Source organism: Curtobacterium phoenicis, from assembly GCF_047238015.1.
Lineage (GTDB): Bacteria > Actinomycetota > Actinomycetes > Actinomycetales > Microbacteriaceae > Curtobacterium.
In genome coordinates this window covers 1132237-1157257 of record NZ_JBDFLZ010000002.1, presented here as the reverse complement: position 1 = coordinate 1157257, position 25021 = coordinate 1132237, and the positions used below count along the sequence as shown (strand labels likewise).

The window sequence follows — 25021 nt, the reverse complement described above, 5'->3', positions numbered from 1 at the left end:
CTACTTCGCGTCGGCGGATGCCTCGGCCTTCACCGGCTCGGCCTCCTTGGAGACGTCCTCGGCGGGGGTCGCGTACGCGGGGCCGGCGGCGTCGGCGGGCTTGCCCTCCTCCGGAGCCGGAGCGGCAGCAGCGGCCGGCGCGGGTGCCTCGACGGCCGGCTTCGGACGCGAGGCCCACGCCTCGAACGCGGCACGCGGGGTCTCGCGGTCGTCGAGCGACGCGATGTCACGGCCGAGGAAGAAGCCGCCCACCCAGTCGCCGATGACGCGCCACTTGCGCTCCCACGACGGCATCGCGAGGCCGTGGTAGCCGCGGTGTGCACCCCAGGCGAGGAAGCCCTTCATCGCGAACTTGCCGGACTGGAACACACCGATGCCGAGACCGAGGCCCGCGACAGCGCCGAGGTTCTCGTGCTTGTAGTCGGTCGTCGCCTCGCCCCGGATGACCGCGACGAGGTTCTTCGCGAGCTGCTTCGCCTGGCGGACCGCGTGCTGGGCGTTCGGCACGCAGAAGCCGCCGACGCCGCCGCCCGTGAGGTCCGGCACGGCCGCGACGTCACCGCAGGCCCACGCGTCGGCGATCACGCCGTTGTCGTCGACCACGCGGAGGTCGGGCTGCACGCGGATGCGTCCGCGCTGCTCGAGCGGGAAGTCGGTGCCCTTCACCATCGGGTTCGCCATGACGCCGGCGGTCCAGATGATGAGGTCGGACGGGATCGTCTGGATCGACTCGTCCTTGGCCTTGAGCTGGCAGACGCCGCCCTCGGCCGAGGCGAGCTGGGTCTCGAGGTGGACGGTCGCGCCACGCTGGGCGAGGTTCTCCAGCACCCAGTGCGAGGTCTCGAGCGACACCTCGGGCATGATGCGGCCCATCGCCTCGACGAGGTGGAAGTGGGTGTCGTCGAACGACAGCTGCGGGTAGCTCTTGAGCAGGTCGGAGACGAACGAACGGAGCTCGGCGAACACCTCGATGCCGGCGAAGCCACCGCCGACCACGACGACGGTCAGCAGGCGGTCGCGTTCGGGACCAGCCGGCAGGTTCGCCGCCTTGTGGAAGTTGACGAGGATCTTGTCGCGGATCGCCGCGGCTTCCTCGATGGTCTTGAGGCCGATCGCCTCGTCCGCGACGCCCGGGATCGGGAAGGTGCGGGAGACGGCACCGGCGGTCATGACGATCTGGTCGTAGGTCTCCTCCCACGGCTCACCCTCGGACGGCGTGATGGTCGCCGTCCTGGTGGCGTGGTCGACCTTGGTGACCTTCGCCGTGACGACCCGCGTCTTCTTGAGGTGACGGCGGTGCGACACGATCGCGTGACGCGGCTCGATCGAACCGGCGGCGACCTCGGGGAGGAACGGCTGGTACGTCATGTACGGCAGCGGGTCGACCATGACGACCTCGGCTTCACCCTGACGCAGGTGCTTCTCGAGCTTCCAGGCGGTGTAGAAACCGGCGTAACCGCCGCCGACGACGAGGATCTTGGGCACGGGGGATGATCTCCTTGGAGTGGGGTGGTTTGCCGGGAGGCTGGTCAGAGCTCGCCGCCACCCGCCCCGACTCCGGCGTCTGCATCCTCATCATACGCCCGGCACTCGCACCGGGAGGGCGACCAGTCCGCGCGCTCGAGCGCGAGGTCGCCGATGGGGTTGACGCCGGGTCCGGCAGCGAGGGCGTGCCCGACGAGGGCGTGGAGGCACTTCACGCGGGTGGGCATGCCACCGGCGCTGATGCCGTCGATCTCGTCGACGTGCTCGATCGACTCACGATCGGCCAGGTAGGACTCGTGGGCGGCACGGTACTGCTCCGCGACGTCCGGGTCCTCGAGCAGGGCTGCCAACTCCGGCATGACCTGGGTGGCCTCGAGGGTGCTGACCGCGGCGGTGGCCGCGGGATGGCACAGGTAGTACAGCGTCGGGAACGGGGTGCCGTTCGACAGCCGGGGCTTCGTGGACACGACCGTGGGGTTGCCACAGACGCACCGCGCCGCGATCCCGATGACGTCGCGAGCCGGTCGCCCGAGCTGCGCCGAGACGACGCGGACGTCGTGCTCGGTGGGCGGGTCGAAGGGAGGGGTCGTCACGGGTACGTGAGCCTACCCGAGTCCTGAGCGTCGTCCTACTTCGTGTCGCCGGTGCCCGAGACGTCGGGTGCCACGAGTTCCTCGGTGCTCTCGTCGCTGAGCCCGGACTGCAGGACCGAGGACAGCATGGCCTGGACCCAGTCGACCTTCGGCGTCTGCACGGTCGAGCTGACCGGCGTGCCGGAGTCGGTCTCGGGACGGCCGGAGCGCTTCGTGTCCTCGCTGCCCATCACGAGGTAGCTCTCCTCGCCGGGGTAGACGTAGAGCAGCCGGTCGCGGGCCTGCGCCTCGATGTAGGCCGGGTCGTCCCACCGCGCGACGTCCTGCTTCTTCTGCGACACGTCGGCCTTCTGCGCGGCGACCTGCTGCTGCTGCTGCGCGATCTGCTCCTGCTGCTGGATGAGCGTCCGGAGCGACGGCGCGAGCACGACCACGAACAGCACGATGATCGCCAGCATGAGGAGGCTGAACCCGGAGAACCGGATCGACCGGTACCAGGGCTGGTGCGCGGCCGCACCAGCGTGCGGCATCGCCACCGGGACACGGCGGACGCGGGGCTTCTGGCTGGGCACGTGCCGACGATAACCCGCAGCGGGCGGGCGGTCGGCCCCGGCACGCGGGCGTCGGGCACCCTCCCAGCGTCGGCCGGGAGGCACGGCTCGGCCCCGCCCCGCCATCGCACCCCCACCGTCCACCGGCTTTGGCCACCGCCCAACCGAAGTCACGCCGAACCACGGTTGCGCGTGGTTCCGACGGGCTTCGGTTGTGCGCCGACACGTCGCGCCGGCACCGGCACCGGCGCCGATCCAGCTTTGCGGACGGCTGATCGACGCCGAGGAACGGCGAGACGCCGCCCTCCGTGAGGAGGACGGCGTCTCGTGGTGGCGCCGGGGTGTTACATGGCCGCCGCGCGCGGGAAGGCCGAGCGACCGGCGTAGACCGCGGCGTCGCCGAGCTCCTCCTCGATGCGGAGCAGCTGGTTGTACTTCGCGACGCGGTCCGAACGAGCCGGCGCACCGGTCTTGATCTGTCCGCCGTCGACCGCCACCGCGATGTCGGCGATGGTGGTGTCCTCGGTCTCGCCCGAGCGGTGCGAGAGGATCGCGGTCATGCCGTGGCGGTGCGCGAGCGACACCGCGTCGAGCGTCTCGGTGAGCGTGCCGATCTGGTTCACCTTCACCAGGATCGAGTTGCCGGCCTGCTCGTCGATGCCCCGCTGCAGACGCTTCGGGTTCGTGACGTACAGGTCGTCGCCGACGAGCTGGAGCTTCGAGCCGAGCTCGGCGGTGAGGTGCTTCCACCCCTCCCAGTCGTCTTCGGCCAGGGCGTCCTCGATGGTGACGAGCGGGTAGTTCGCGACCAGGTCGGCGAAGTAGCCCGTGAACTCCTCGCTCGAGAGCTGCTTGCCCTCGAACGCGTACTTGCCGTCCTGGAAGAACTCGGTCGCGGCGACGTCGAGGCCGAGCGCGATGTCCTTGCCCGGGGTGAAGCCGGCCTTCTCGATGGCGGCGAGCAGGAAGTCGAGCGCCGCGCGGTTCGAAGCGAGCTCGGGCGCGAACCCGCCCTCGTCGCCGAGGCCCGTCGCGAGGCCCTGCTTCTTCAGCTCGCCCTTGAGGGCGTGGTAGGTCTCGACACCCCAGCGGAGCGCCTCGGAGAACGTCTCGGCGCCGTAGGGCACGAGGAAGAACTCCTGGATGTCGACGTTGGTGTCGGCGTGGGCACCACCGTTGACGACGTTCATCAGCGGGACGGGCAGCGTGTGCGCGTTCGGGCCGCCGAGGTAGCGGAACAGCGGCAGGTCGGCCGAGTCAGCGGCGGCACGTGCGACGGCGAGCGAGGCGCCGAGGATCGCGTTCGCGCCCAGGCGGGACTTGTTCTCGGTGCCGTCGAGCTCGATGAGCGCGGCGTCGACGAGGCGCTGGTCGGTCGCGTCGAAGCCCTCGAGCGCCGGGCCGATCTCGTCGAGGACGGCGTCCACGGCCTTGAGGACACCCTTGCCGCCGTAGCGGGCCTTGTCGCCGTCGCGGAGCTCGTACGCCTCGAACGCGCCGGTGGAGGCTCCGGACGGGACGAGCGCGCGCGAGACGACGCCGTCGTCGAGGAGGACCTCGACCTCGACCGTCGGATTGCCTCGGGAATCGAGGACTTCGCGTGCGCCTACGGCATCGATCTGGGCCACGGGGTACTCCCTACGAGTTCGGTTGTGGTGATTGCGGGTCCGATCCTACCGAGGCGCGGTGGTCGGGACACTCCGCGTGACGCGCACCGGTGGAGAACAGCCGGTGACGCACACCTCCGAGCCGGTCAGCCGAGCGGACGGAACTCGACCTCGTCGAGCGAGGTGGTGTCGGTGCGGATCGACGCGAACGCCCCGAAGCCCTGCTCCGCGAGCGCGGCGAGCTGGTTCTTCGTGTTCTTCGCGCGCTTCTCGAGCCGGACGCGCTGGTGCGTCGCGAGCGCCTCGGTCTTGAGCCCGGCGAGTCGGACCGGCTCGACGTCCTTGTCGTAGAGCAGCACGACCGCGTCAGCCGACTCGGCGTCGGGCAGCGTCACGAGGTCGACGAGCCGCTCGAACCCGAGTGAGAAGCCCACCGCCGGGACGTCCTGACCGAGGAAGCGCCCGATCATGCCGTCGTAGCGACCACCACCGCCGAGGCTGTACCCGAAGTCGGGGTGCGCGACCTCGAAGATCGTGCCCGTGTAGTACCCCATGCCCCGCACGAGGGTCGGGTCGAACCGGAGGTCCACGCCGTCGAGGGCCCCCCGGAGGCCGAGCAGCTCGCCGAACGCGTCCTCGTCGAGCCACGCCGCTCCCCCGACCGAGTCCCAGTCCGCGGACTCGAGCGCGCGGATGGTGTCCTCGAGCCCGGGCAGGTCCGAGCCGGTCGTCTCCCGGAGCTCGGCGGCGACGCCGTCCGGCCCGATCTTGTCGAGCTTGTCGATCGTGATGAGCGCACGGTCGGCCGCGGCGGGGTCCGTGATCCCCCACGACGCGAGCAGCCCGAGCAGGATGCGCCGGTCGTTGATCCGGATCGACGTCCCGGAGACACCGAGCGCGTCGAGGGCGTCGGTCGTCGCACGGATGAGTTCGATCTCGGCGAGCTGCCCCGGCTCCCCGAGGATGTCGATGTCGCACTGCACGAACTGCCGGTAGCGCCCCTTCTGCGGACGCTCGGCGCGCCAGACGGGCGCGATCTGCACCGATCGGAAGACCGTCGGCAGCTCGGCGCGGTGGGAGGCGTAGAAACGGGCGAGCGGCACGGTCAGGTCGAAGCGCAGCCCGAGGTCGGCGAGGTCGAGCGGTGCGTCGGCCGCCCGGAGGTCCTCGACGGTGAGCCCCCGCTTCATCACGGCGAACGCGAGCTTCTCGTTGTCGCCGCCGAGTCCGGAGTGGAGCCGCGCCGCGTCCTCGACCACGGGCGTCTCGATCTCGTCGAACCCGTGCCGCGCGTACACGCCACGGACGACCCCGAGCACGTGCTCCCGACGCGCCTTGTCCGCCGGGAGGAAGTCACGCATGCCACGGGGGGCCGTCACGGTCGTCGCCATGCGGCAATCCTGCCAGAACGTCCGACCCGGGTTGCGTGACCTACTGTGCGCTGATATTCTCCATGTACAACCTCGGTCCGGAGATGCCTGATCCATCTCCGGTCCGATCGCGAGGGCAACGTGCTGCAGTGTGCCCCGCGGTGAGCGGGGTCCCCCGTCCGCGCCGGTATCCCTGTCGGTGCGCACGGCCCGCTCGCGGGCGCCCTCCCTTTTTCGGGTTGGGAGGGCGCCCGCACCTCTCTCCCATGTTCTCGCCTATCAGCCTCCCGAGTGGAGCCATCTGAGGAGCCAACCCGTCGCGGAGCCCGTCAGCTGCAGGTCGCGACGGAGTTCGCGGCGCTCACGTTCGGCTCCCCCGATGCCGTGACGTCGACGACGATCGCGGTGTGCACGGTCTTGCCCGGTTGGATCTTCGACTGGAACTCGTCGTCGCCGGAGTGCCCGACCTTCGACCCGCCGGCCGTGTAGAGATCGACGAAGCAGATTGGAGCGTCGGCGCTCGAGCCGGTGTTCTTCACGCTGAGCACGACGGACACCTCGGTCGCGTCGACGTCGGCGATCGACTGCACCTTTGCGATGAAAGCATCTCCCCCGCTGCAGGCGGTCAGGAGGAGCAGGGCGGCAGCGGCGATCGCCGCGCCAGGGATGACGCGCAGGTTCGCACGGTACCGAGACGCGGTGACGCAGAGCAGGCGAGTCCGTTCAGAGTCGCCAGGTGAGGCCCTTGCCGAGGCGGATGGTGATCCGGCCGCGGCTGTCGACGGACACGCCCGACCGGCGCGCGCTGAGCGAGAAGCCGCGCTTGGAGACGTTCGCGGTGACGCCGGGAGTGATGCGTCGGCGCGCTCGGAAGATGAGGCCCATGCCGTAGATCTACACCCGAGAGCTCTTTCCGCCCGAGCCGCGAGTCTGGGTGTGCGAGCCTCACCCTGTGACAACGCAAATATTACATGTACCCCGCTTGGCCTCCGTAGTGCCGACTATCGGACAGGCATCCTCGAGGAGGACAGTTCGCGTCGAGGGGGAACGCGCCCGGGGGTCGCTCCGCTCGGAGCCGGGAGCTCGCGCTCCCGAGATTGGTGGGAATCACATGCGCAACAAAACACTTCTGACTGCCATGGCAGCGGCCGTCGTAACTCTCGCAGCACTCGGGGCCGCAGCGCCGGCCAACGCACTCACGTCGCAGGAACCGGCAGCAGGCACGGAGATCTCCGTTCCGATGACTTTCAGCGGGTACAACGCTGCTCGCGCAGCGAAGTACGGCTACGACGTCCGCACAACGTCCGACGGCTACCAGTACGCCGTCCCGGCAGGCACTCCCGAAGGCAGCTACGCCGGCTCGACGCCGCTGTTCAAGGCTGGTGCTCCGCTGAAGTCGGTCACCGCATCCGGACGCGTTCACGTCGATGCAACGGTGACCGGGAACTGTGGAACGTCTTACGTCAAGTGGCTCTCGCACACCGAGTTCGAAACCGGGTACACGATCTACCCGTGGGACGGTCCGTCGCTCGGGCACAAGTGGAACGTAGTCGTCACCGCACCGCACGACATCCTCGCCTACAACCTCAATGGCCTCCCGCGGACGCCGCTGACCTGGTCCGCGACGCGTACCACGGACATCTATGCCAGCAAGGGCCAGAAGGTAGAAGCACTGGCCGGGGGCACCGTCGAAACCCCCCTCCTCGACTGCACATCAGGTCAGCCGCTGGCCATCTACACGAAGTAGGGAGCATCCCATGCATGCCGAACGTAACGACGGTCCCCGGACAACCGTCATGGACACCACAGCAGAGTTCAACGCCTTCGGCGGGACGCTCATCCGACGGGTGCCCAGTGGGCCCTACGAGACGGCTGGCTTTGCATGGGAAGGCGGCGGTCGTGCCGGTGGCATCACCACCGGCACGACCCTCTACTACGATTCACGCCATTCGGACGGAATCGCGCGCCACTCAGCGACCGACTCGAGGGAGCCGGATCTTGTCACGGCCGTGCACGACTTCGTGTCGAACATCGGGGACGTTGACGAGACGAGGCCGAGCCGTGCAGACGTCTCCGAATCACTCGATCGTGCTGCTTGGGAGCCGCTGACTGTCATGGTCGACAACGAAGCGATCGATGGCCGACGTACCGCCATCGGCGAGCTTGCAATCGTCATGGCACATCACGTCGGCCATACCTTCATCGCTATCGGTGACCCGGGCTTTGTCATCGGCCCGTACGAGACGCTCCATGCGCTGCCAGCTGTGCCGCTCGGGCAACGGCAGGCCTGAACTGCCGGAGGACGATACTGCGCTTGCCGGGTGTCAACACGGTGCTGACCGGCCGCGGGCGGACCTGCACGCTGACGGCTGCGAAGCGTGAGGCTACTGCAACGTCGAGAGGGTGATGTCGGCGGCGGGCGGCATTCTCGCCGCATGTCCGACTACCAGTGGTCACCGCCGGAGCATCCGATGCCCACCCCGGAGAAGGTCGTCAGCCTCGACCCGGACCCGGAGGCGGTCGACCTCGATCCGCAGCCACCCGTGTGGTTCGACGTCGTGTTCGAGCTCCGTGGCGCGCAGCGCGTCGTCGGCTTCGCGATGAAGGCGTCGCCGACGCGCGTGTTCGCGCAGATGCAGTTCATGTCACACACGCACTACGCCTGGGAGGCTGGCGACCCGTTCCTCGAGCGATACCAGAGGCTGACGCAGGTCAACGCGCTTGCCGAATCCAGTCAGGGCGGCGACGAAGCCGGAGACCACGCGGCCGAGGAACGCGAACGGGTTCTCGGGTTCTCGGGTTCGGGCAGTCTGGCGGCCTCGCGGATGATTCGCCGGTCCTCCTTGCGTGCGCGGCGAAGCTCGCGTTGCACGTCCTGCACTAGCTGGCCGGCGCGGCGTGCTGCGTGCTGGCGGACCGCGGCGAGCTCGGCGTCGATATCTATGCGGGTCCTCACGGTGCGGGGCGGACCCGGTCCGCGGGTTCGTGCATGATGCGGCCTCCGTCGAGGGACTTGAGGGTGTGCGGGTGGTCGCGATACCCGACGGCGGTCCGAGCTTCCCGCCTGTAGATGACGGTGGCTCCGATGGGAAACAGCATCAGTCGGCGCCGTTCGCCGGCCACCAGCCGTGCTGCTGCCAGATGGGGATGAACGAGCCGGGACAGACGGCGCCCGGCAGGCGTCCGTCGTTGAACAGGCGGAGGCCGGCGGCCTCGTAGGCGGAGTCGGCGAGCTGCGCGCACTGCAGGTGCCGGTCGGACGACAGGCGTTCTGCGACCCAGAGGGGCGCACGCCATTTCGTGTGGAGCGTGAAGCCGATCGCGGCGTCGTCGAGAAACCCCATATGGGTACCTGTCCCCCACTTTCGGGTGGGGGGCGCCCGCTCTTCTCTCATCGCGCACTCGCGCCCCGCCGTCGGCGCGGTGCCGTCTGCTTCGCAGGGGCGACGCTGCCGACCCACGTCTCGATGTCGCTGCTGGCGTCAGGTGTCGGCCCTCGCACGGGCCAGGTCAGGTCACGCCCCGGCCGCACGCCCCTCGGCCTCGAGCGCGGTGACGGCGGCGCGCAGACTGGCGATCGGGTCGATGCCATCCGCACGGGCCCCCGCGACCGCGCGCAGGGCGTCGATCCCCCACCCGCGATCGACCCGTCCGGCCCCCGCGATCGTCCCGGTCGGGACCGACACGACATCGTCCTCGGACCACGAGGCCCCGACCCCGCCCTCGTCGTCTACGTGCGCCCCCAGGGACGCGACGAGCGCACCGGCGTCGACCCGCTCCTCCAGGCGTTCCAGCAGCTTCACCACACGTTCCAGGGGCGGCATCGCCCGCGGGACGCCGTCGAGTGCACTCTTCCGCGACGCCTTCTCGGCCGCCTTCGCCGCACGCCACACGCGCTCGACCTCCGCCACGGTGTCCGCGTGCTCGTCCCCGAAGACGTGCGGGTGTCGACGGACCATCTTGTCCCGCACGCCGGCTGCGACGTCCTCGAGGTCGAACGTCTCGGCGAGTCCGGCGTGCAACACGACCTGGTAGAGCACGTCGCCGAGCTCCTCGCGCAGTTCGTCCTCGTCACCGTCGTCGATCGCGTCGACGAGTTCGTACACCTCCTCGACGGCGTACCGCGCGAGGGAAGCGTGCGTCTGCTCCCGGTTCCACACGCACCCGCCCTCGGGAGCGAGCAGACGATCGACGACGGCCTCGAGGTCGGTGAGGGCACTCATGCCGTCATGCTCGCACGAGCCCGAGGAGCCGGTCTGCCAGCGCCCTCCGGTATCCTGGTCGAGGCGTGTCGGGAAGTCTGGTCGACGGACCGTTCACCGACCCACGAACCGGAGCTCCATGTCTGCACTCCTCCGTTCCCCTCGCTTCAGCGCCGTCGCACTGCTCACCGCGGCCGTCCTCGGCCTCGTCGTCGCCAACTCGCCGCTGGGGTCCGGCCTCGAGCGTGTGCTCGACGCCCACTCCCCGTGGGGAGCCGTCGGCCTCGACCTCTCGGTGTCGCACTGGATCAGCGACGGCCTGCTCGCGGTGTTCTTCCTGCTGGTCGCGATCGAGCTGAAGCAGGAGCTCGTCGCCGGGGAGCTCTCGAACCCGAAGACGGCGGTGATCCCGGCGATCGCTGCGGTCGGCGGCGTGCTCGTCCCGGCGGGGATCTACCTCGCGGTCACAGCGGGGACGCAGTACCAGCACGGGTGGCCGATCCCGACCGCGACGGACATCGCGTTCGCCCTCGGGCTGCTCGCGATGTTCGGTCGCGGCCTGCCCTCCACCGTCCGCGTCTTCCTCCTCGCCCTGGCCGTGCTCGACGACCTCATCGCGATCGTCATCATCGCAGTGGTGTTCGCGCACGACACCGACTTCCTCTCGCTCGCCGGCGCGGTGGTCGTGCTCGCGCTCTTCTGGCTGCTCGGACGCCGGCTCGGCCGCAGGGCCGGGCGCCGACCGCTGTTGATCGCCGCGATGGTGGTGCTCGGCCTCCTCGCGTGGTGGCTCGTGTACCACTCCGGCGTCCACGCGACCATCGCCGGCGTCGCGCTCGGGCTCCTGCTCCCCCGGCCGTCCGGGCACACCGTGTACGAGCGCGTCGAGCCGTGGTCGAACGGACTGGTGCTGCCGATCTTCGCGTTCGCGTCGGCGGCCGTGGTCATCCCCGACGTCGGGCTCGGGGAGCTGTCCCCGACGTTCTGGGCGGTGGTGCTCGCGCTGCCGGTGGGCAAGGTCGTCGGCATCACGGTCTTCGGCTCGATCGCGACGCGGATCTTCCGGGCGCCCGGCCGCTCGACGCTGTCGTTCGGGTCGATCGTGACCGTCAGCGTGCTCGGCGGCATCGGGTTCACGGTCTCGCTCCTCATGAACGAGCTGGCCTTCGCCCGCAACGAGGAGGTCCTCGACGAGGGTGTCCTCGCGGTGCTCGTCGGTTCCGGGATCGCGATGGTCGCCTCCGCCGTCGTGGTGTCCGCGCGTGCGCGCCGGTACCGGGCACGGCGCGAGCTCTCCGAGGCCGAGTCGACCGAGTAGAGCGCGTCGGGCGAGCACCGCTGCGCAACGACCGGGCCGCTGTCGTGCGACAGCGGTCCGGTCGTTCGTCGTGCCCGTCGGCTCCCGCACGACGCGACGAACGACCTGCCCGTCGTCGTACGACGACGGCCAGGTCGTTCCGCGACCACACACCGGACCGGAGGTGCGGCGTCGGGCCGCCACGCGCCTCCCGGCCGACGACACACCGGACGGGACCCGCGGTGCCGAGCCGCCACGCGCCTCCGGGCCGACGACGCACCGGACGGAAGGTGCGGCGCCAGCCCCGCCATGCACCGCCTGACGGACAGGGCGTCGGACGGGAGGCACGGCGCCGGCCCGCCACGCACCTGCCCGCTGACGGGGCGAGCGACGGGAGGCACGTGGCGGACCCGCCACGTGCCTCCCGTCGGGCCCCGCGCGCTACGCGGCCGTCTCGGCCGGCGCCTTTGAGGCGCCGTAGACAGCGGTGAGGATGCTCTCGACCCACTCGATGAGCGCGCCGTCCGGCAACGCTTCACCGTGCGGACGCGGCATCGGGATGCTCGTGGCGTTCTGCTGCGGGAACCATCGCGCACCCGGGAACATCCGCTTCAGCCGCACCTGCGACGAGTCGGCGAGCTCCTTGCCCGCGACGCGGAGGTTCGACCCCATCACGACGACGTCGGACAGGCCGACCTGCTGCGCCATGCGCCGGAGCCGGGAGACCTCCACCAGCGTGAGCACCGCCTGCGGGGGCTGCCCGTAGCGGTCGGTGAGTTCGTCGAGGACCATGTCGATCGCCTCGGGTTGCGCCGTCGGGGCGGAGGCCGCCGAGAGCTTCTGGTAGGCCTCGAGTCGGAGGCGCTCGGACTCGACGTAGTCCTCCGGGATGTGCGCGTCGACCGGGATCTCGAGCCGGAGCTCGGTCTGCCCCTCGGCGACGTCGCCCCGGAACTGCGACACCGCTTCGCCGATCATGCGGAGGTACAGGTCGAAGCCGACGCCCGCGATGTGCCCGGACTGTTCGCCGCCGAGGAGGTTGCCCGCACCGCGGATCTCGAGGTCCTTCATCGCGACCTGCATGCCCGCGCCGAGCTCGTTGTTCGCCGCGATGGTCTCGAGGCGGTCCTGCGCGGTCTCGGACAGCGGCTTGTCGGCGTCGTAGAGGAAGTACGCGTAGCCGCGCTCCCGCCCACGACCGACACGGCCGCGGAGCTGGTGCAGCTGCGAGAGACCGTACTTGTCCGCCTTGTCGATGATCAGCGTGTTCGCGTTCGCGATGTCGAGGCCGGTCTCGACGATGGTGGTGGACACGAGGACGTCGAAGCGACGCTCCCAGAAGTCGACCATCACCTGCTCGAGCGTGCCCTCGGACATCTGCCCGTGCGCGACCGCGATCCGGGCGTCCGGAACGATCTCGGCGAGGTGTGCCGCGACCGACTGGATGTCCTTCACGCGGTTGTGCACGTAGAACACCTGCCCCTCGCGGAGGAGCTCGCGCCGGATCGCCGCCGCGACCTGCAGGTCGGACTGCGGTCCGACGAACGTGAGGATCGGGTGGCGGTCCTCCGGCGGAGTGGCCAGCGTGGACATCTCGCGGATTCCCGTCACGGCCATCTCGAGCGAGCGTGGGATCGGCGTCGCCGACATCGCGAGGACGTCGACGTTCGTCTTGAGCTTCTTCAGCTGGTCCTTGTGCTCGACGCCGAAGCGCTGCTCCTCGTCGATGATGACCAGCCCGACGTCCTTGAACTGCACGTTCTGCGACAGGATCCGGTGCGTCCCGATGACGATGTCGACCGTGCCGTCGGCGAGGCCCGCGATCGTCTCCTTCGACTCCTTCTCGGTCTGGAACCGGCTGAGCGCGCGGAGGTGCACCGGGAAGCCGGCGAACCGCTCCTGGAAGGTCTCCATGTGCTGGCGGACGAGGAGGGTCGTCGGCACGAGGACGGCGACCTGCTTGCCGTCCTGCACGGCCTTGAACGCCGCACGGATGGCCACCTCGGTCTTGCCGTACCCGACGTCGCCGGAGAGCAGGCGGTCCATCGGGATCGGCCGCTCCATGTCGCGCTTGATCTCGTCGATGGTGGTGAGCTGGTCGGCGGTCTCCGCGAACGGGAACGCCTCTTCCAGCTCGCGCTGCCACGGGGTGTCGGGGCCGAACGCGTGGCCCTTCGACGCCATGCGCGCCGAGTACAGCTTGACGAGGTCGACGGCGATGTCGCGGACGGCCTTGCGCGCCTTCGACTTCGCGGCCGCCCAGTCCGAGCCGCCCATCTTCGACAGGGTCGGGCTCTCGCCTCCGACGTACCGGGAGAGCTGGTCGAGCTGGTCGGTCGGGACGAAGAGCTTGTCGCCCGGGTAGCCGCGCTTCGAGGGCGCGTACTCGAGCACGAGGTACTCGCGCTGCGTCTTCACCGCGTTGCGGCCGCCGGAGCTCACCTCGCGCGAGACGAGCTCGACGAACTTGCCGATGCCGTGCGTCGCGTGCACGACGACGTCGCCCGCCTTGAGCTGCAGCGGGTCGACGACGTTCTTGCGCCGCCCCGCCAGCTTCTTGACGGTGCGGGCTCCCTGCTGCACGCTGCGCCCGTAGAACTCGGCCTCGCTGAGGACCGCGATGCGCGGGTCCGGGATCGCGAAGCCGTGCTCGACGGCGGCGGTGGTCACGATGGCCACACCCGGCTCGGGAGGCGCGGTGAGGGCTTCGGCGCGGGCCGCGACCCCGGCGTCGGCGAGGACCTGCACCGCCCGCTCGACCAGTCCCTTGCCCTGGGCGGTCACCACGACGCCCCACCCGTCGTCGGCCAGCTGCTTGACGTGGGCGATCGCGCCGTCGGCGCTGCCGGCGAAGGCCGGGATCGCCTCGGCACGGACGCGGATGTACTCCCCCGCCTCGGCCGCGGCTTCGGCGTCGGTGAGCACGCGGTCGCGATCGCCCTCGTCGAGGCCGGAGTCGAACGGCGAGACCGTCCACCACGTGCGCTGCCCCCGGCCGTTCTTGAGCTGCTGCACCGTGAGGAAGTTGCCGGCGTCGAGGTCGATCGGCGCCTGGGCCCCCGCGACGGCGGCGCTCCACGCGGCCTGCAGGAACTCCGTGTTCGTCTCGGCGAGGCTGTGCGCACGCCCGCTGACCCGCTCGGGCGAGAACACCGCGATGGTGGCGTCCTCCGGCAGGTAGCTCGTGACCGGCACGAGGTCCTGGACGAGTGCGGGCGCGAGGGACTCCATGCCCTCGACCGGGATGCCCTCGGCGATCTTCGCGAGCATCTGCGACAGGTTGGGGAACTCGTGCAGCATCTCGCGAGCACGCTGCCGGACGTCGTCGGAGAGCAGCAGTTCCCGGGACGCCGTCAGCTCGACCTGGCCGAGGTCGTCGTCCGTCGTGCGCTGGTCGGCGACCGAGAACGCCTTGATCGCCTCGATCTCGTCGCCGAAGAAGTCGACGCGCACCGGGTGGTCTGCCGTGGGCGGGAAGACGTCGAGGATGCCACCGCGCACGGCGAACTCGCCACGGCGGGTGACCAGGTCGACCCGGGCGTACGCGAGGTCGACGAGCTGGGAGGCGATCGCGCCGAGGTCGTTGCCACGGGACCCGGTTCGGAGGACGACCGGCGCGAGGGCGGTGAGGTTGCCCGCGATCGGCTGGAGCGCGGCGCGGACGCTCGCGACGACCACGGTGGTGCGGCGCTCGGCAGCCGGGGCGTCCTGCCACGCGGCGAGCTTGCGCAGCGTGGCGATGCGCGTGCCGACGGTCTGCGCGCTCGGGCTCAGGCGCTCGTGTGGGAGGGTCTCCCACGCGGGGAACTCGAGGACCTTGGCGTCGGGGACGTAGCTGCCGACCGCCTCACGCACGGCCTCGGCCTCACGCCCGGTGGCGGTGATGACGAAGACGCACTGGGGGCCGTTCCGCTCGGCGAGGAGGGCGGCGAGGAGGGGGACGCGCAGGCCGTCGACGACCGAGAAGTCGGCGTCACGCGGGGCGGCGCGGAGGACGCGATCGAACGCGGAGGCGCGCGAAAGCGCAGGGATGATGCCCGAGATCGTCACTCAGGACATGGTACCGGCGGCCTCCGACAGACGGGCGGGCGTGCGCGGGCGGCGAACACCGGGCGCTCGGTGGGGCGCCGGTCTCAGCGGCGGTGCCAGCGGCGGCGGGTGGTCGTCCGGAGCACGACGCCGGCCACGAGGGCCGTGGCGGCCGCCAGGGCGAGGGCGCCGACGGGTCCGGCGCCGGTGCTCGCGAGCGCTCGGTGGGGCGCGGCGGTGCTCGGCGGTGGGGTCACGGCGTCGGTGCCGGCGCGGGACCCCCCGTCTGCGTCGGCGACGCTGCCACTCCCTGCAGGGGCGGCGGTTCCGGGATCGGGGTCGAGGGGCTCCGGAGACGCGGTCGGGCCCGCAGTAGCGGTCGGGGTCGGGGCCGGGGCCGGGGTCGAAGTCGGAGTCCGGCCCGGAGTCGGGCTCGGGCTCGGGCTCCGGGTCGGGGTCGGGGTCGAAGTCGGGCTCGGCGTCAGAGTCGGAGTCGGAGTCGGGGTCGGAGTGGCGGTACCGGACGCCACCGGCGTCGGGGGCGCACCGACGGTCGGTGCGGTGCTCGGCTCGCCACCCGCTGGCGCCGGGGTCGCACCCACGGTCGGTGCGGTGCTCGGCTCGCCGGGCGCTGGCGTCGGCGTCGCGTCGGGCGTCGGAGTCTGCGTCGGCTGCACACCAGGGGTCGGCGTCGCGGTCGCCTCCGCTCCCCCGACCCGCGCGGCCTCCACGACCCGACGCTGGTTGTAGTCCGCGACCGCGATCCTCCCGCCCGGTCCGGTGGAGACCCCCGTGGGGTTCACCAGCGGGGAGCCGTCAGGAGCCGCCGCGAACGCCACGCTCCAGACGCCGTCCTGTCGGACGAACACCCGGCCGCCACCATTGTCCGCAACCACGACCGACCCGTCCTCGAGCACCGCCACACCCCGCAGGCGCACCCGGGCGGGATCGTCACCCGGGTTGCCGAGCGACGACACGTCACCCGTCGCGCGATCGACCTGCCACACGGTGTCGGTCGACTGGTCCGACACGATCAGCGTGCTGCCGTCGGGCGACACTGCGACGCCCGCCGGGTCGACCCACGGGCCGGCGACGGACGACCACCGTCCCGCAGCCGAGTCCGTGTCCGTGTCCGTGTCCGTGACCCACAGCGAGCCGCTCCCGGGTGCGGCCGCGAAGAGCGTCGTGCCGACGGCCGTGAGTGCACCCACCGCACGGTCGCCGGGTGCCGGGAAGCGCCGCACGACGTCGTGCCCGTCGAGCTCCGCCACGGTCCGACGTCCGGCCTCGGCCACGAGGACCGTACCTCGGTCGGTCTCGGTCACCGCGGACGGGTTCCACATCGAGCGGTCGTCGGTCCCCAACGGCGCGAGGACCGACCACGTGCCGTCGGGATCGCGTCGCAGCACGCCGTTCCCGGCGAAGTCGGCGACGAGCAGTGCCCCCGAGCGCGTGTACCGGACGTCGTTCGGGGCGTCCAACGACGACGCTGCTCCGGGTGCGTCCGTGATGACGGTGTCCGGGTCCCACGTCGCACCGGCCGCGTTCGCCGGCGCGACGGCAGCGGCGATGCCCCCGGCTGCTGCGAGGAGGACGGCGGAGACGATGACGGTCGGGATCGCGACTCGTCGGCCGGACCACCGGGATCGGTGCAGCGCCACGGGAGGACCCCCTCGTTCACCGGGGGTCGGGCACCCCCCGGCAGAACCTACCGACCCCGGGGGACGTCGCGGTCCCCCAGTTCGGGGACCGTGGGGTCGGAGGCCGATCAGGAAGGAGCGTGGATCCGCTGCTGGGCCGCGAGCAGGCCGAGGTCGGCGATCGCCTCGACGGCATCGGCGCCGTCTGCGATGAGGTTCGGCAGGTTCTTCTTCTCGGCGGGCGAGAAGTCGCGCAGCACGTAGTCGGCGGGGTCCTGTCGACCCGGGGGACGGCCGATGCCGATCCGCACCCGGGCGAACTCGTTCGTGCCGGTCGCCTTGATGATGTCGCGGAGCCCGTTGTGTCCGCCGTGACCGCCGCTGCCCTTGAGCCGCACGGTGTCGTACGGCAGGTCGAGCTCGTCGTGCACGACCACGAGCGACCGGGCGTCGAGTCCGTAGAACCCGAGGACCGACGACACCGGGCCGCCGGAGGTGTTCATGAACGAAGCGGGCTTGGCGAGCACCAGCTTCGGTCCGCCGGGCACCAGGCGCCCCTCGGCGACCTGGTTCGGCGTCTTGTGCTTCTTGAACGTCGCACCCATCCGGGCAGCGAGTTCGTCGAGGACCATCTGGCCGACGTTGTGGCGGTTGCCGGCGTAGCCGGGCCCGGGGTTCCCGAGCCCGACCACGACGAACACGTTGTCAGCCATCAGCGTCGGCCAGATGTCCGCGATCGGGGTGTTACTCGGAGTCCGACTCGGACTCGTCGTCGGTGGAGGCAGCGGCCTCACCCTCGGCGCCGGCCTCGGCACCGGCCTCGGCGGCCTCTTCGTCGGCCGCGATGTCGTCGGCGGTCGCACGCGGGGTGACGATCTGGACGACGAGCGCGTCGGCGTCGGTCTCGAGCTCGGCACCAGCCGGGAGCTCGAGCTCGGAGGCGAGGACCTGCTTGCCGTCCTCGAGGCCCTCGACGCTCACCACGACGTGCTCGGGGATCTTCGTCGCCTCGACGAGGAGCGAGACCGAGGCGAGGTCCTGGACGTGGATGGTGCCGGAGAAGGACTCGCCCTCGACGACGACCGGGACGTCGACGGTGACCTTCTCACCACGGCGCACGACGACGAGGTCGATGTGCTCGATGATCTGGCGCACCGGGTCGCGCTGGACGTCCTTCACGAGGGCGAGCTGCGCGGTGCCCTCGATGTCGAGGTCGATGATCGCGTTGGCGGTACGGACGATGAGCATCGTCTCGTGGCCCGGGAGGGTGATGTGCTTCGGCTCGGTGCCGTGGCCGTAGACGACCGCGGGGATCTTGTCGTTCGCACGGATCTTGCGGGCCGCGCCCTTGCCGAACTTGGTGCGGACTTCCGCCGCGAGCTTGGTGTTGTCGGCCATGGTTGCCTCCTGGTGTCGTGGTCGACGCCGGGGTGCCGGCATCGGGGGGTCTGTGGTGTTGCAACTCGAACGCGTGCACGCGTGAGGAACGCTCCCAGGACTGGGCCGGGTCTCCCACCGCGTCGATCACGGCTGCGCGTGCGCAGCCCTCGCCGAAGTCAGTCGCCAAGCCTACCAGGCGTGGACCGGGCGTGTCGCACCGATCAGTTCCGTCGACGGTCGCGTGCGGCGTCGAGCTCGGCCCGGGCCCGGTCACTCACGGCTTCGGCGTCGTCGCGGGTGTCTCGGAGCCGATCGGTCTCGTCCGCGAGGTCGGCGAGGTCGTGATCCAGCTGCTCCAGTTCGGCGGCGAGTCCCGCTCGACGGTCCTCCAGTTCCCGCCGCCGCGCGTCCGCTGCGTCGAGCGCCTCCTCGGCCGCGTCGAGCGCGGCGTCCGCCTCGCGGGACGCTCGTCGGGCCTCGGTCTCCGCACGGCGCAGTGCCCCGCGGTCCGGCACCGGCACGTCGTCGTCCGGTCGCGCGTCCGGTTCCGCTCGGCGCGTCTCCGCCGTCGGCCGGGAGGCACGGGTCGACCCCGTCCCGCGACCGGCGTCGTCGCGGTGGTCGCGGTGGCCGTCGGCGCGGCGCGTCCGCTTGCGGCTGGGGGCGTCGTCGATCGGGATCGGTTCGGCGTCCGCGCCACTCCACGCGTCGGGCACGGCGTCGGGGTCGGCCAGTGCGCCGTCGAGGTCCACGCCGTCGAACCCGACGCTCTCGAGCGGGCGGACGAGCAGCCCGGAACGCACGGCCGCTGCGGCGTGGGGGTCCATCATCGCCGCCTCGATCGTGGCCGCCACCTGGTCGAGGACCGCGCGGGTCACCTCGTGCCCGGCCGCCGCAGCGAGGGCCGCTCCCCGTTCGGTCAGCCCGCGGACGAGTCGTGCCCGCTGCTTCCGGAGCGTGGCGATCTCGTCGGGGTCCGCGCTCGCCTGGGCGTCGCGGAGGGCCGGCCCGAGGTCGATGGCCTCGTCGAGGGCGTCGTCGTGCACGAGGAGGTCGACGACCCACGCGGCCGGTGCCGGCTTCCGGAGCCCGCCGATCCGGGTGGCGAGGGCGCGGTCGTCCTTCCGCACCGCGCGCTGCCGCTCCGTCCGGGCGCGCACGAAGTCGCCGGGGGCCACCAGCAGCAGCTCCCCGGCGACCTCGCTGAACTCCATCAGCCCAGCATGCCCGCGTTCCGCCGGCGGGTCACCAGTCGTGGACGGTGCCGTCGGCGAGTCGGTTGAACGGCAGGTACGCCTGCTCGTACGGGTACTTGCCGGCCTCGTCGACGTCGAGCGAGACGCCGAGGCCCGGCTCGTCGCCCGGGTGCAGGTACCCGTCGGTGAAGGTGAAGGTCTGCCGGAACACCTGGTTCGTCTTCGGGCCGTGCTGCATGTACTCCTGGATGCCGAAGTTGTGGATGGCGAGCCCGAGGTGCATCTGGGCGGCGAGGCCGACCGGGGAGATGTCGGTCGGGCCGTGGAACCCGGACTTGATCTGGTACATCGCGGCGTAGTCCATCGTCTTCCGCAGCGGGGAGATGCCGCCCATGTGCGTCACGGCCCCGCGGACGTAGTCGATGAGCTGGTCGCGGATGATGTCCTTGAAGTCCCAGATCGTGTTGAACACCTCACCGATCGCCAGCGGCGTCGTGGTGTGCTGCCGGACGAGCTTGAGCGCCTCCTGGTTCTCGGCGGGCGTGCAGTCCTCGAGCCAGAACAGGTCGTAGGGCTCGAGGCTCTTGCCGAGCTTCGCGGCCTGCAGCGGCGTCATCCGGTGGTGACCGTCGTGCAGCAGCGGGAGCTCCGGGCCGAACTCGTTCCGCACGGCCTCGAACACGGTGGGCACGTGGCGGAGGTAGGCGCGGGTGTCCCAGTCCTCCATCGCCGGGTACGCCCCGCGCTGCGCGGGTTCGAAGTCGTACCGGACGCCCTCGTTGCCCTCGGAGGTCGTGTTCGAGGCGATGCCGTAGATGCTCTCCAGCCCGGGGACGCCGGTCTGGACGCGGATGGACCGGTAGCCCTCGGCCTGGTGCTCGCGGATCGAGTCGAAGAGCTCCGGGAGCTCCTTGCCCGACGCGTGCCCGTACGCCATGAGTCCGGTGCGGGAGGCGCCGCCGAGCAGCTGGTAGACGGGCATCCCGGCGACCTTGCCCTTGATGTCCCAGAGCGCCATGTCGACGGCGGCGATCGCGGCCATCGTGACCGGGCCGCGGCGCCAGTACGAGGACCGGTAGAGGAACTGCCAGGCGTCCTCGATCCGGCTGGCGTCGCGGCCGACGAGCAGCGGGACGACGTGCTCGGACAGGTAGGACGCGACCGCGAGCTCACGACCGTTCAACGTCGCGTCACCGAGTCCGGTGACACCGTCGACGGTGGTGATCTTCAGCGTGACGAAGTTCCGGTTCGGGCTCGTGACGATGACCTCGGCGCGGTCGATGAGCTGCCCGCGGTCGGTCGACGCCCAGGTGTCCGGTCGGCCGGCCGTCGGGTCCGCCGCGGATCCGGTGTCCTCGGCACCCGGCACCGGCGCGGCGGGGTTCGTGGTCGTGTCGGTCATGCGTGCGCTCCTTCTTCGGTGCGGGTGCCGGCTTCGTCGGCGCGGGTGTCGGCGTCGTCGTGCCTGGCCGAGCGGATGCGGTCGGCCGCGGCGGTCACGGCGGCGACCACGGTGGTGGTGTCGAGGTCCGGGGCGACGGTGCGCAGGACGTCGTGCACGTCCGAGTCTGGACCGGGGGCTCCGGCGTCGTCCACGAGCTCGGGCTGCTCGGTCAGGTGCAGCCACCAGGCGGCGAGCGCCGAGGCGGCTCCCGGCCCGGTGCCCGCGTCCGGGTCGCGTGCGAGGCGGTGCCGCAGCACGTCGACCACCCGGACCGGGAGCTTCTGGGATCCGCCCGAGGCGATCTGCCGGAGCGTGTGCCGGATGCGCGGGTTCGCGAACCGCTCGACGAGGGCGGCGCGGGCCGTGTGGACCTCGGCGTCGGGCAGCGGGAGCTCGGCGGCGGCCTCGTCCCAGAGCTGCTCGACGGCCGCGCGGCACCGGGGGTCGTCCATCGCCTGCGCCACGGTCTCGTGCCCGAGCAGGAGCCCGAGGTAGGCGAGCAGGGAGTGGGACCCGTTGAGCAGCCAGAGCTTCCGCTGCTCGTACGGGGTCACGTCGTCGACGATCCGCACGCCCGCGGTCTCCCATGCCGGCCGGTCGATGCCGTCGAACCGGTCCTCGAGGACCCACTCGGCGAACGGCTCGGTGACGACGGGCGCGCGGTCGCCCTCGAGCGCCCCCGGGAGCCCGGCGAGGTCGTCCAGGTCGGCCTCGGTGGTGGCGGGGGTGATCCGGTCGACCATCGAGCTGGGGAACGCGACGTTCGACTCGATCCAGGTGCGCAGCTGATCGTCCTCGGCGGCGTCCACCACTGCCGATCGCAGGACCTCACCGTTGTGCGTCAGGTTGTCGAGGGACACCAGGGCGATGCGGCCGGCGCCGGCACGGCGCCGCGCCTCGAGCCCGTCGACGAGCCGCGCGGGCACGTCCGAGCCGGACCGGTAGCCCTGCTCCGTGACCGTGAGCGTGACGACGGTCGTCTCCGGGGACGCGACCACGCGCCTCCAGGCCGTGTCGTCGCTGCCGGGATGGGCAGCCACGATCGTGTCGACCACCTCGGCGGTGTCGCCGTCGGCGGCGCGGGTGACGAGCGTGTACCGGCAGTCCTGCGCGACGAGTGCCTCGGTCACGGCGGGCGAGCGACCGGTGAAGGCGGTGACGCCCCACTGCTCGCCGGAGGCGCGACCCGTGTACCAGGCGAGGTGGGCGCGCGCGAACGCACCGATGCCGAGGTGGACGATGCCGGGGCGGCGGTCCGTCATGCCGCCACCGCGACGAGGGACCGGAGGTAAGCGAGGTTGTCGGCCGTGCGCTCCGCGAGCGGGAGGTCGGTGGAGAAGTCCTCGATCGTGACCCAGCCGTCGTAGCCGTGCTGCCGCAGTGCGTCGAGGTACTCGGCGACCGAGGCCTGGCCGTCGCGCAGCGGTGCCCACTCGTTCTGCCAGACGCGGCTGCCGTCGGGCCGGGTGTCGCCGGTGTCGACCCAGCGGGCGTTCTTCACGTGGGCGTGCGCGAGGTACGGACCGAGCATCTCGAAGGCGGCGAGGTGGTCCTCCTGCCCCTCGATGACGAGGTTGCCGAGGTCGTGGATGACGCCGACGTGCTCCGGGTCGAGTCCGTCGACGAGCCGGAGTGCTGCGGACGCCGACGGGGTGATCGTCATGTGGTGCAGCTCGACGAGCGCCTTGACGCCGAGCTCGGCGGCGCGGCCGGTCGCCCACTCGAGGTCGGCCCGGGTGCGGTCGAACATCGCGTTGTAGGTCTCGCCGGTGCGCTCCTGCTCGGCGCGGTACATCGGCATCGTCACGCGGACCTGACGGGCGCCGAGCTCGGCGGTGACGCGGAGCATCGTCTCGACGCCGTCGTGGTCGGACACCTGCTGGTAGCCGCCGATGCCGGAGTACTCGAGCCCGGCGGCGTCGGTGACGCTGGCGATCTCGCCGACGCGGTCGGCGATGCCGGTGAACTGCCACGTCGACTTGTTGCCGGCCCAGAACGACCGGCCGGCGGGCACCTCGGCGCCGTCCGCGGGACGGTCGTCGACGACGCGCCACTCGATCCCGTCCCACCCCTGCTCGGCCAGGGTCTGCGCCGCTTCGGTGGGGGTCCAGTCCGGGGTGGAGGCGGTGAACACGGAGAACTTCATCGGGTCGCTCCTTCACTGGGTGTCGCAGCGCCGACGACCGGCACCACGTCGTCGTACCGGCCGTCGATGACGTCGTCGATCCGGACCGGCCCGCCGAGCGTCGCGCTGACGTAGAGCCCGCGGACGGTCGCGAGGGACACGAGCGCGGCGTCGACGGTCACGCCGGGCTGGCGGCCCTCACGGATCGCGGCGACGATGTCCGTGTACTGCCGTGCGTGGCCGGCGGCGAAGTGGTCGGGCTCGGTCGGACCACCGACGACGTGCTCGGGTGGGACGACGTCGGACTTCTGGTCGACCGCGTCGGCCACGGCGGTGGCGTTCGCGGTGGTCGATGCCGACTCGAGCGTCGCGGTGTCCGGCGCGACGTGGAAGTAGGCGAGCCGGTCGTCGTCGACGATCGCCGAACCGTGCGTGCCGTACACCGCGTAGCGCGCGGACAGGCCGGGGTAGGCGGCGGTCGTGCAGTGGATGACGCCGAGGGCGCCGTTCCGGAAGCGGACCGTGGCGACGGCGGTGTCCTCGACCTCGATCCGCTCGTGCGCGAGCAGCCCGGTCTGCGCCGAGATCTCCTCCGGGCGGCCGAGCGCCCAGACGAGCAGGTCGACGGTGTGCACGCCCTGGTTCATCACCGCGCCGCCACCGTCGAGCTCCCACGTGCCGCGCCAGTCGCCGGAGTCGTAGTACCCCTGTGACCGGTACCAGGCGACGCTCGCGACGCCAGAGGTGACCGTGCCGAACGAGCCGTCGTGCGCGGCGCCGGCGACCGCGACCGAGGCCGGGTCGAAGCGGTGCTGACTGATGACGCTCGTCACGAGACCGCGCTCGCGGGCGTCCGCGGCGAGCGCCGCGATCTGCCGCGCTCGCGGCATCGTCGTGTCGAGCGGCTTCTCGATCACGACGTGCTTGCCGGCAGCGAGTGCCGCCTCGGCGAGCTGGACGTGCATGCCGGAGGGCGAGCAGATCGCGACCACGTCGATGTCGGCCTGCTCGATCGCCTCCTCGATGGTCTCGGTGGTGATCGGGCGCGCGACGCCCATCGCCTCGAGTTCGTCGGCGGCGCTCGTGGCCGCGGCGGGGATCGCGTCGACGAGGGCGACGACCTCGAGGTCCGGGTGCTGTACGGCGACGCGGGCGTGGTGGCGTCCGATGACGCCGGCGCCGACGACTGCCAGCTTCAGTGGGGTGGTCATCGCAGGGTGACTCCGATCTGGTCGGTGAGGGAGCGGAAGGCACGGCCGGCGCGACCGAAGGCCGCCGGGCCGGAGAACCCGCCGAGGGAGGTGAAGTCGCTGAGGTGCGGTTCGAGGGATGCGTACCCGGCGTACCCGGCGTCGCGGAGCGCGGTCAGGGTCTGCAGCAGTTCGCCGTCCCCCTCGCCCGCCGGCACGACGGACGAGTCGGCGGCGAGCGCGTCCTTGACCTGCAGGTAGTCGACGTACGGAGCGAGCTGCGCCCAGCCGTCGGTGAAGGGCCGGACGCCGCACTGGACGTAGTTCGCGTTGTCCCACGCGAGGCGCAGCGCGGACGAGCCGACGCTCTCGACGATGTCGAGCACCCGGTCGGGCACGTCGCCGTAGATGTCCTTCTCGTTCTCGTGCAGCAGCGTGACGCCCTCGCGTTCGGCGAGGTCGGCGAGGGCGCGCATCCGGGTGAGGACATCGTCGCGGACGGCTTCGGCCGTGCGACCCTCGAAGTAGAACGAGAAGATCCGGATGTTGGTCGTGCCGAGCGCGTGCGCCGCGGCGATCGCACGTCCGAGCCGTCCCACCTCGTGCTCGACGGGCTCGTCGACGGACACCTTGCCGATCGGCGAGGCGATGGCGGACACGGTCTGCCCGCGCTCCTCGAACAGGCGGTGGAGACCGGCGAGCTGGTCCTCGTCGAGGTCGACGACGTTCACCCCCCATGCGCTCCGCACCTCGATGGCGCTGGCGCCGAGCGCCTGCAGCACGGCGACCTGGATCGCCGGGTCGGCGTCGATCTCGTCGCCGAACCCGGAGAGCTCCCACGTGGGTTGGTCGGTCATTGCGTTCCCTTCATGTAGGCAGTCTGGAGGCGCGGGGCGGGCTGGCACCGCGCCT

23 protein-coding genes are annotated in these 25021 nt (G+C 71.3%); 4 read left to right on the top strand and 19 right to left on the bottom strand.

The features are described 5' to 3' along the window. The 7 genes from ABC270_RS05765 to ABC270_RS05735 form a co-directional block, all read right to left on the bottom strand. A complete protein-coding gene (locus ABC270_RS05765) occupies nt 1–1485 on the bottom strand; it encodes an NAD(P)/FAD-dependent oxidoreductase (protein ID WP_412879906.1) in 1485 nt (494 codons plus the stop codon). Between the two features lie 44 nt (nt 1486–1529). Next, entirely contained in the window at nt 1530–2078 is a 549-nt protein-coding gene (locus tag ABC270_RS05760) for a DUF501 domain-containing protein (protein ID WP_412879905.1), read from the bottom strand. A gap of 35 nt (nt 2079–2113) precedes the next feature. Further along, the gene (locus ABC270_RS05755; protein WP_412879904.1) at nt 2114–2650 is read right to left on the bottom strand and encodes an FtsB family cell division protein; all 537 of its coding nucleotides are present in this window, start codon (nt 2648–2650) and stop codon (nt 2114–2116) included. Nucleotides 2651–2973: 323 nt separating this feature from the next. Next, nucleotides 2974–4257, bottom strand: coding sequence for a phosphopyruvate hydratase (eno, locus tag ABC270_RS05750; protein ID WP_412879903.1), 1284 nt, complete (start codon nt 4255–4257; stop codon nt 2974–2976). 125 nt (nt 4258–4382) lie between these two features. Then, the gene (hisS, locus tag ABC270_RS05745) at nt 4383–5627 is read right to left on the bottom strand and encodes a histidine--tRNA ligase (protein WP_412879902.1); all 1245 of its coding nucleotides are present in this window, start codon (nt 5625–5627) and stop codon (nt 4383–4385) included. A 308-nt stretch (nt 5628–5935) separates the two neighbouring features. Continuing rightward, nucleotides 5936–6196: a hypothetical protein gene (locus ABC270_RS05740; RefSeq protein WP_412879901.1), complete on the bottom strand. Its 261-nt coding sequence runs from the start codon at nt 6194–6196 to the stop codon at nt 5936–5938. 133 nt (nt 6197–6329) lie between these two features. Beyond that, entirely contained in the window at nt 6330–6491 is a 162-nt protein-coding gene (locus tag ABC270_RS05735) for a DUF4236 domain-containing protein (RefSeq protein WP_412879900.1), read from the bottom strand. Nucleotides 6492–6744: 253 nt separating this feature from the next. Between ABC270_RS05735 and ABC270_RS05730 the strand changes: the two genes are divergently transcribed. The 3 genes from ABC270_RS05730 (at nt 6745) to ABC270_RS05720 (ending at nt 8599) form a co-directional block, all read left to right on the top strand. Continuing rightward, nucleotides 6745–7353: a hypothetical protein gene (locus ABC270_RS05730; protein ID WP_412879899.1), complete on the top strand. Its 609-nt coding sequence runs from the start codon at nt 6745–6747 to the stop codon at nt 7351–7353. Between the two features lie 10 nt (nt 7354–7363). Then, nucleotides 7364–7897: a hypothetical protein gene (locus ABC270_RS05725; protein ID WP_412879898.1), complete on the top strand. Its 534-nt coding sequence runs from the start codon at nt 7364–7366 to the stop codon at nt 7895–7897. A 144-nt stretch (nt 7898–8041) separates the two neighbouring features. After that, nucleotides 8042–8599 carry a hypothetical protein gene (locus ABC270_RS05720; RefSeq protein ID WP_412879897.1) on the top strand — a complete coding sequence of 186 codons (558 nt, stop codon included), beginning with the start codon at nt 8042–8044 and terminating at the stop codon, nt 8597–8599. A 105-nt stretch (nt 8600–8704) separates the two neighbouring features. Here ABC270_RS05720 and ABC270_RS05715 read toward each other — a convergent pair whose 3' ends face one another. Together ABC270_RS05715 and ABC270_RS05710 are read right to left on the bottom strand one after the other, a co-directional pair. Further along, the gene (locus ABC270_RS05715; RefSeq protein ID WP_412879896.1) at nt 8705–8950 is read right to left on the bottom strand and encodes a hypothetical protein; all 246 of its coding nucleotides are present in this window, start codon (nt 8948–8950) and stop codon (nt 8705–8707) included. Between the two features lie 171 nt (nt 8951–9121). Next, nucleotides 9122–9829, bottom strand: coding sequence for a MazG family protein (locus tag ABC270_RS05710; protein ID WP_412879895.1), 708 nt, complete (start codon nt 9827–9829; stop codon nt 9122–9124). A 118-nt stretch (nt 9830–9947) separates the two neighbouring features. Between ABC270_RS05710 and nhaA the strand changes: the two genes are divergently transcribed. Then, on the top strand, nt 9948–11126 hold the full coding sequence (gene nhaA, locus ABC270_RS05705) for a Na+/H+ antiporter NhaA (protein WP_412879894.1): 1179 nt from the start codon (nt 9948–9950) through the stop codon (nt 11124–11126). A gap of 420 nt (nt 11127–11546) precedes the next feature. On the opposite strand, the gene mfd is transcribed toward nhaA, so the two are convergent. The 10 genes from mfd to ABC270_RS05655 all read right to left on the bottom strand — a co-directional run bounded on the left by mfd (nt 11547) and on the right by ABC270_RS05655 (nt 24966). After that, nucleotides 11547–15155 carry a transcription-repair coupling factor gene (mfd, locus tag ABC270_RS05700; RefSeq protein ID WP_412879893.1) on the bottom strand — a complete coding sequence of 1203 codons (3609 nt, stop codon included), beginning with the start codon at nt 15153–15155 and terminating at the stop codon, nt 11547–11549. Nucleotides 15156–15238: 83 nt separating this feature from the next. Then, nucleotides 15239–16795 (bottom strand): hypothetical protein, encoded by a 1557-nt coding sequence (locus tag ABC270_RS05695; RefSeq protein ID WP_412879892.1) that lies wholly within the window; start codon nt 16793–16795, stop codon nt 15239–15241. A 107-nt stretch (nt 16796–16902) separates the two neighbouring features. Beyond that, the gene (gene pth / locus ABC270_RS05690; protein ID WP_412879891.1) at nt 16903–17487 is read right to left on the bottom strand and encodes an aminoacyl-tRNA hydrolase; all 585 of its coding nucleotides are present in this window, start codon (nt 17485–17487) and stop codon (nt 16903–16905) included. Between the two features lie 31 nt (nt 17488–17518). Beyond that, entirely contained in the window at nt 17519–18172 is a 654-nt protein-coding gene (locus tag ABC270_RS05685; RefSeq protein WP_412879890.1) for a 50S ribosomal protein L25/general stress protein Ctc, read from the bottom strand. A 203-nt stretch (nt 18173–18375) separates the two neighbouring features. Then, nucleotides 18376–19368 (bottom strand): hypothetical protein, encoded by a 993-nt coding sequence (locus ABC270_RS05680; RefSeq protein ID WP_412879889.1) that lies wholly within the window; start codon nt 19366–19368, stop codon nt 18376–18378. A gap of 31 nt (nt 19369–19399) precedes the next feature. Continuing rightward, nucleotides 19400–20752, bottom strand: a complete 1353-nt coding sequence (gene manD / locus ABC270_RS05675) for a D-mannonate dehydratase ManD (RefSeq protein WP_412879888.1) — start codon at nt 20750–20752, stop codon at nt 19400–19402. After that, entirely contained in the window at nt 20749–22056 is a 1308-nt protein-coding gene (locus ABC270_RS05670; protein ID WP_412879887.1) for a mannitol dehydrogenase family protein, read from the bottom strand. Before ABC270_RS05670 ends, manD begins: the two co-directional genes overlap by 4 nt. Beyond that, nucleotides 22053–22940: a sugar phosphate isomerase/epimerase family protein gene (locus ABC270_RS05665; RefSeq protein ID WP_412879886.1), complete on the bottom strand. Its 888-nt coding sequence runs from the start codon at nt 22938–22940 to the stop codon at nt 22053–22055. The genes ABC270_RS05670 and ABC270_RS05665 overlap by 4 nt, the downstream gene beginning before the upstream one ends. Next, nucleotides 22937–24130, bottom strand: a complete 1194-nt coding sequence (locus ABC270_RS05660) for a Gfo/Idh/MocA family protein (RefSeq protein WP_412879885.1) — start codon at nt 24128–24130, stop codon at nt 22937–22939. Before ABC270_RS05660 ends, ABC270_RS05665 begins: the two co-directional genes overlap by 4 nt. Further along, nucleotides 24127–24966 (bottom strand): sugar phosphate isomerase/epimerase family protein, encoded by an 840-nt coding sequence (locus ABC270_RS05655; RefSeq protein ID WP_412879884.1) that lies wholly within the window; start codon nt 24964–24966, stop codon nt 24127–24129. Before ABC270_RS05655 ends, ABC270_RS05660 begins: the two co-directional genes overlap by 4 nt. Nucleotides 24967–25021: the final 55 nt, after the last annotated feature.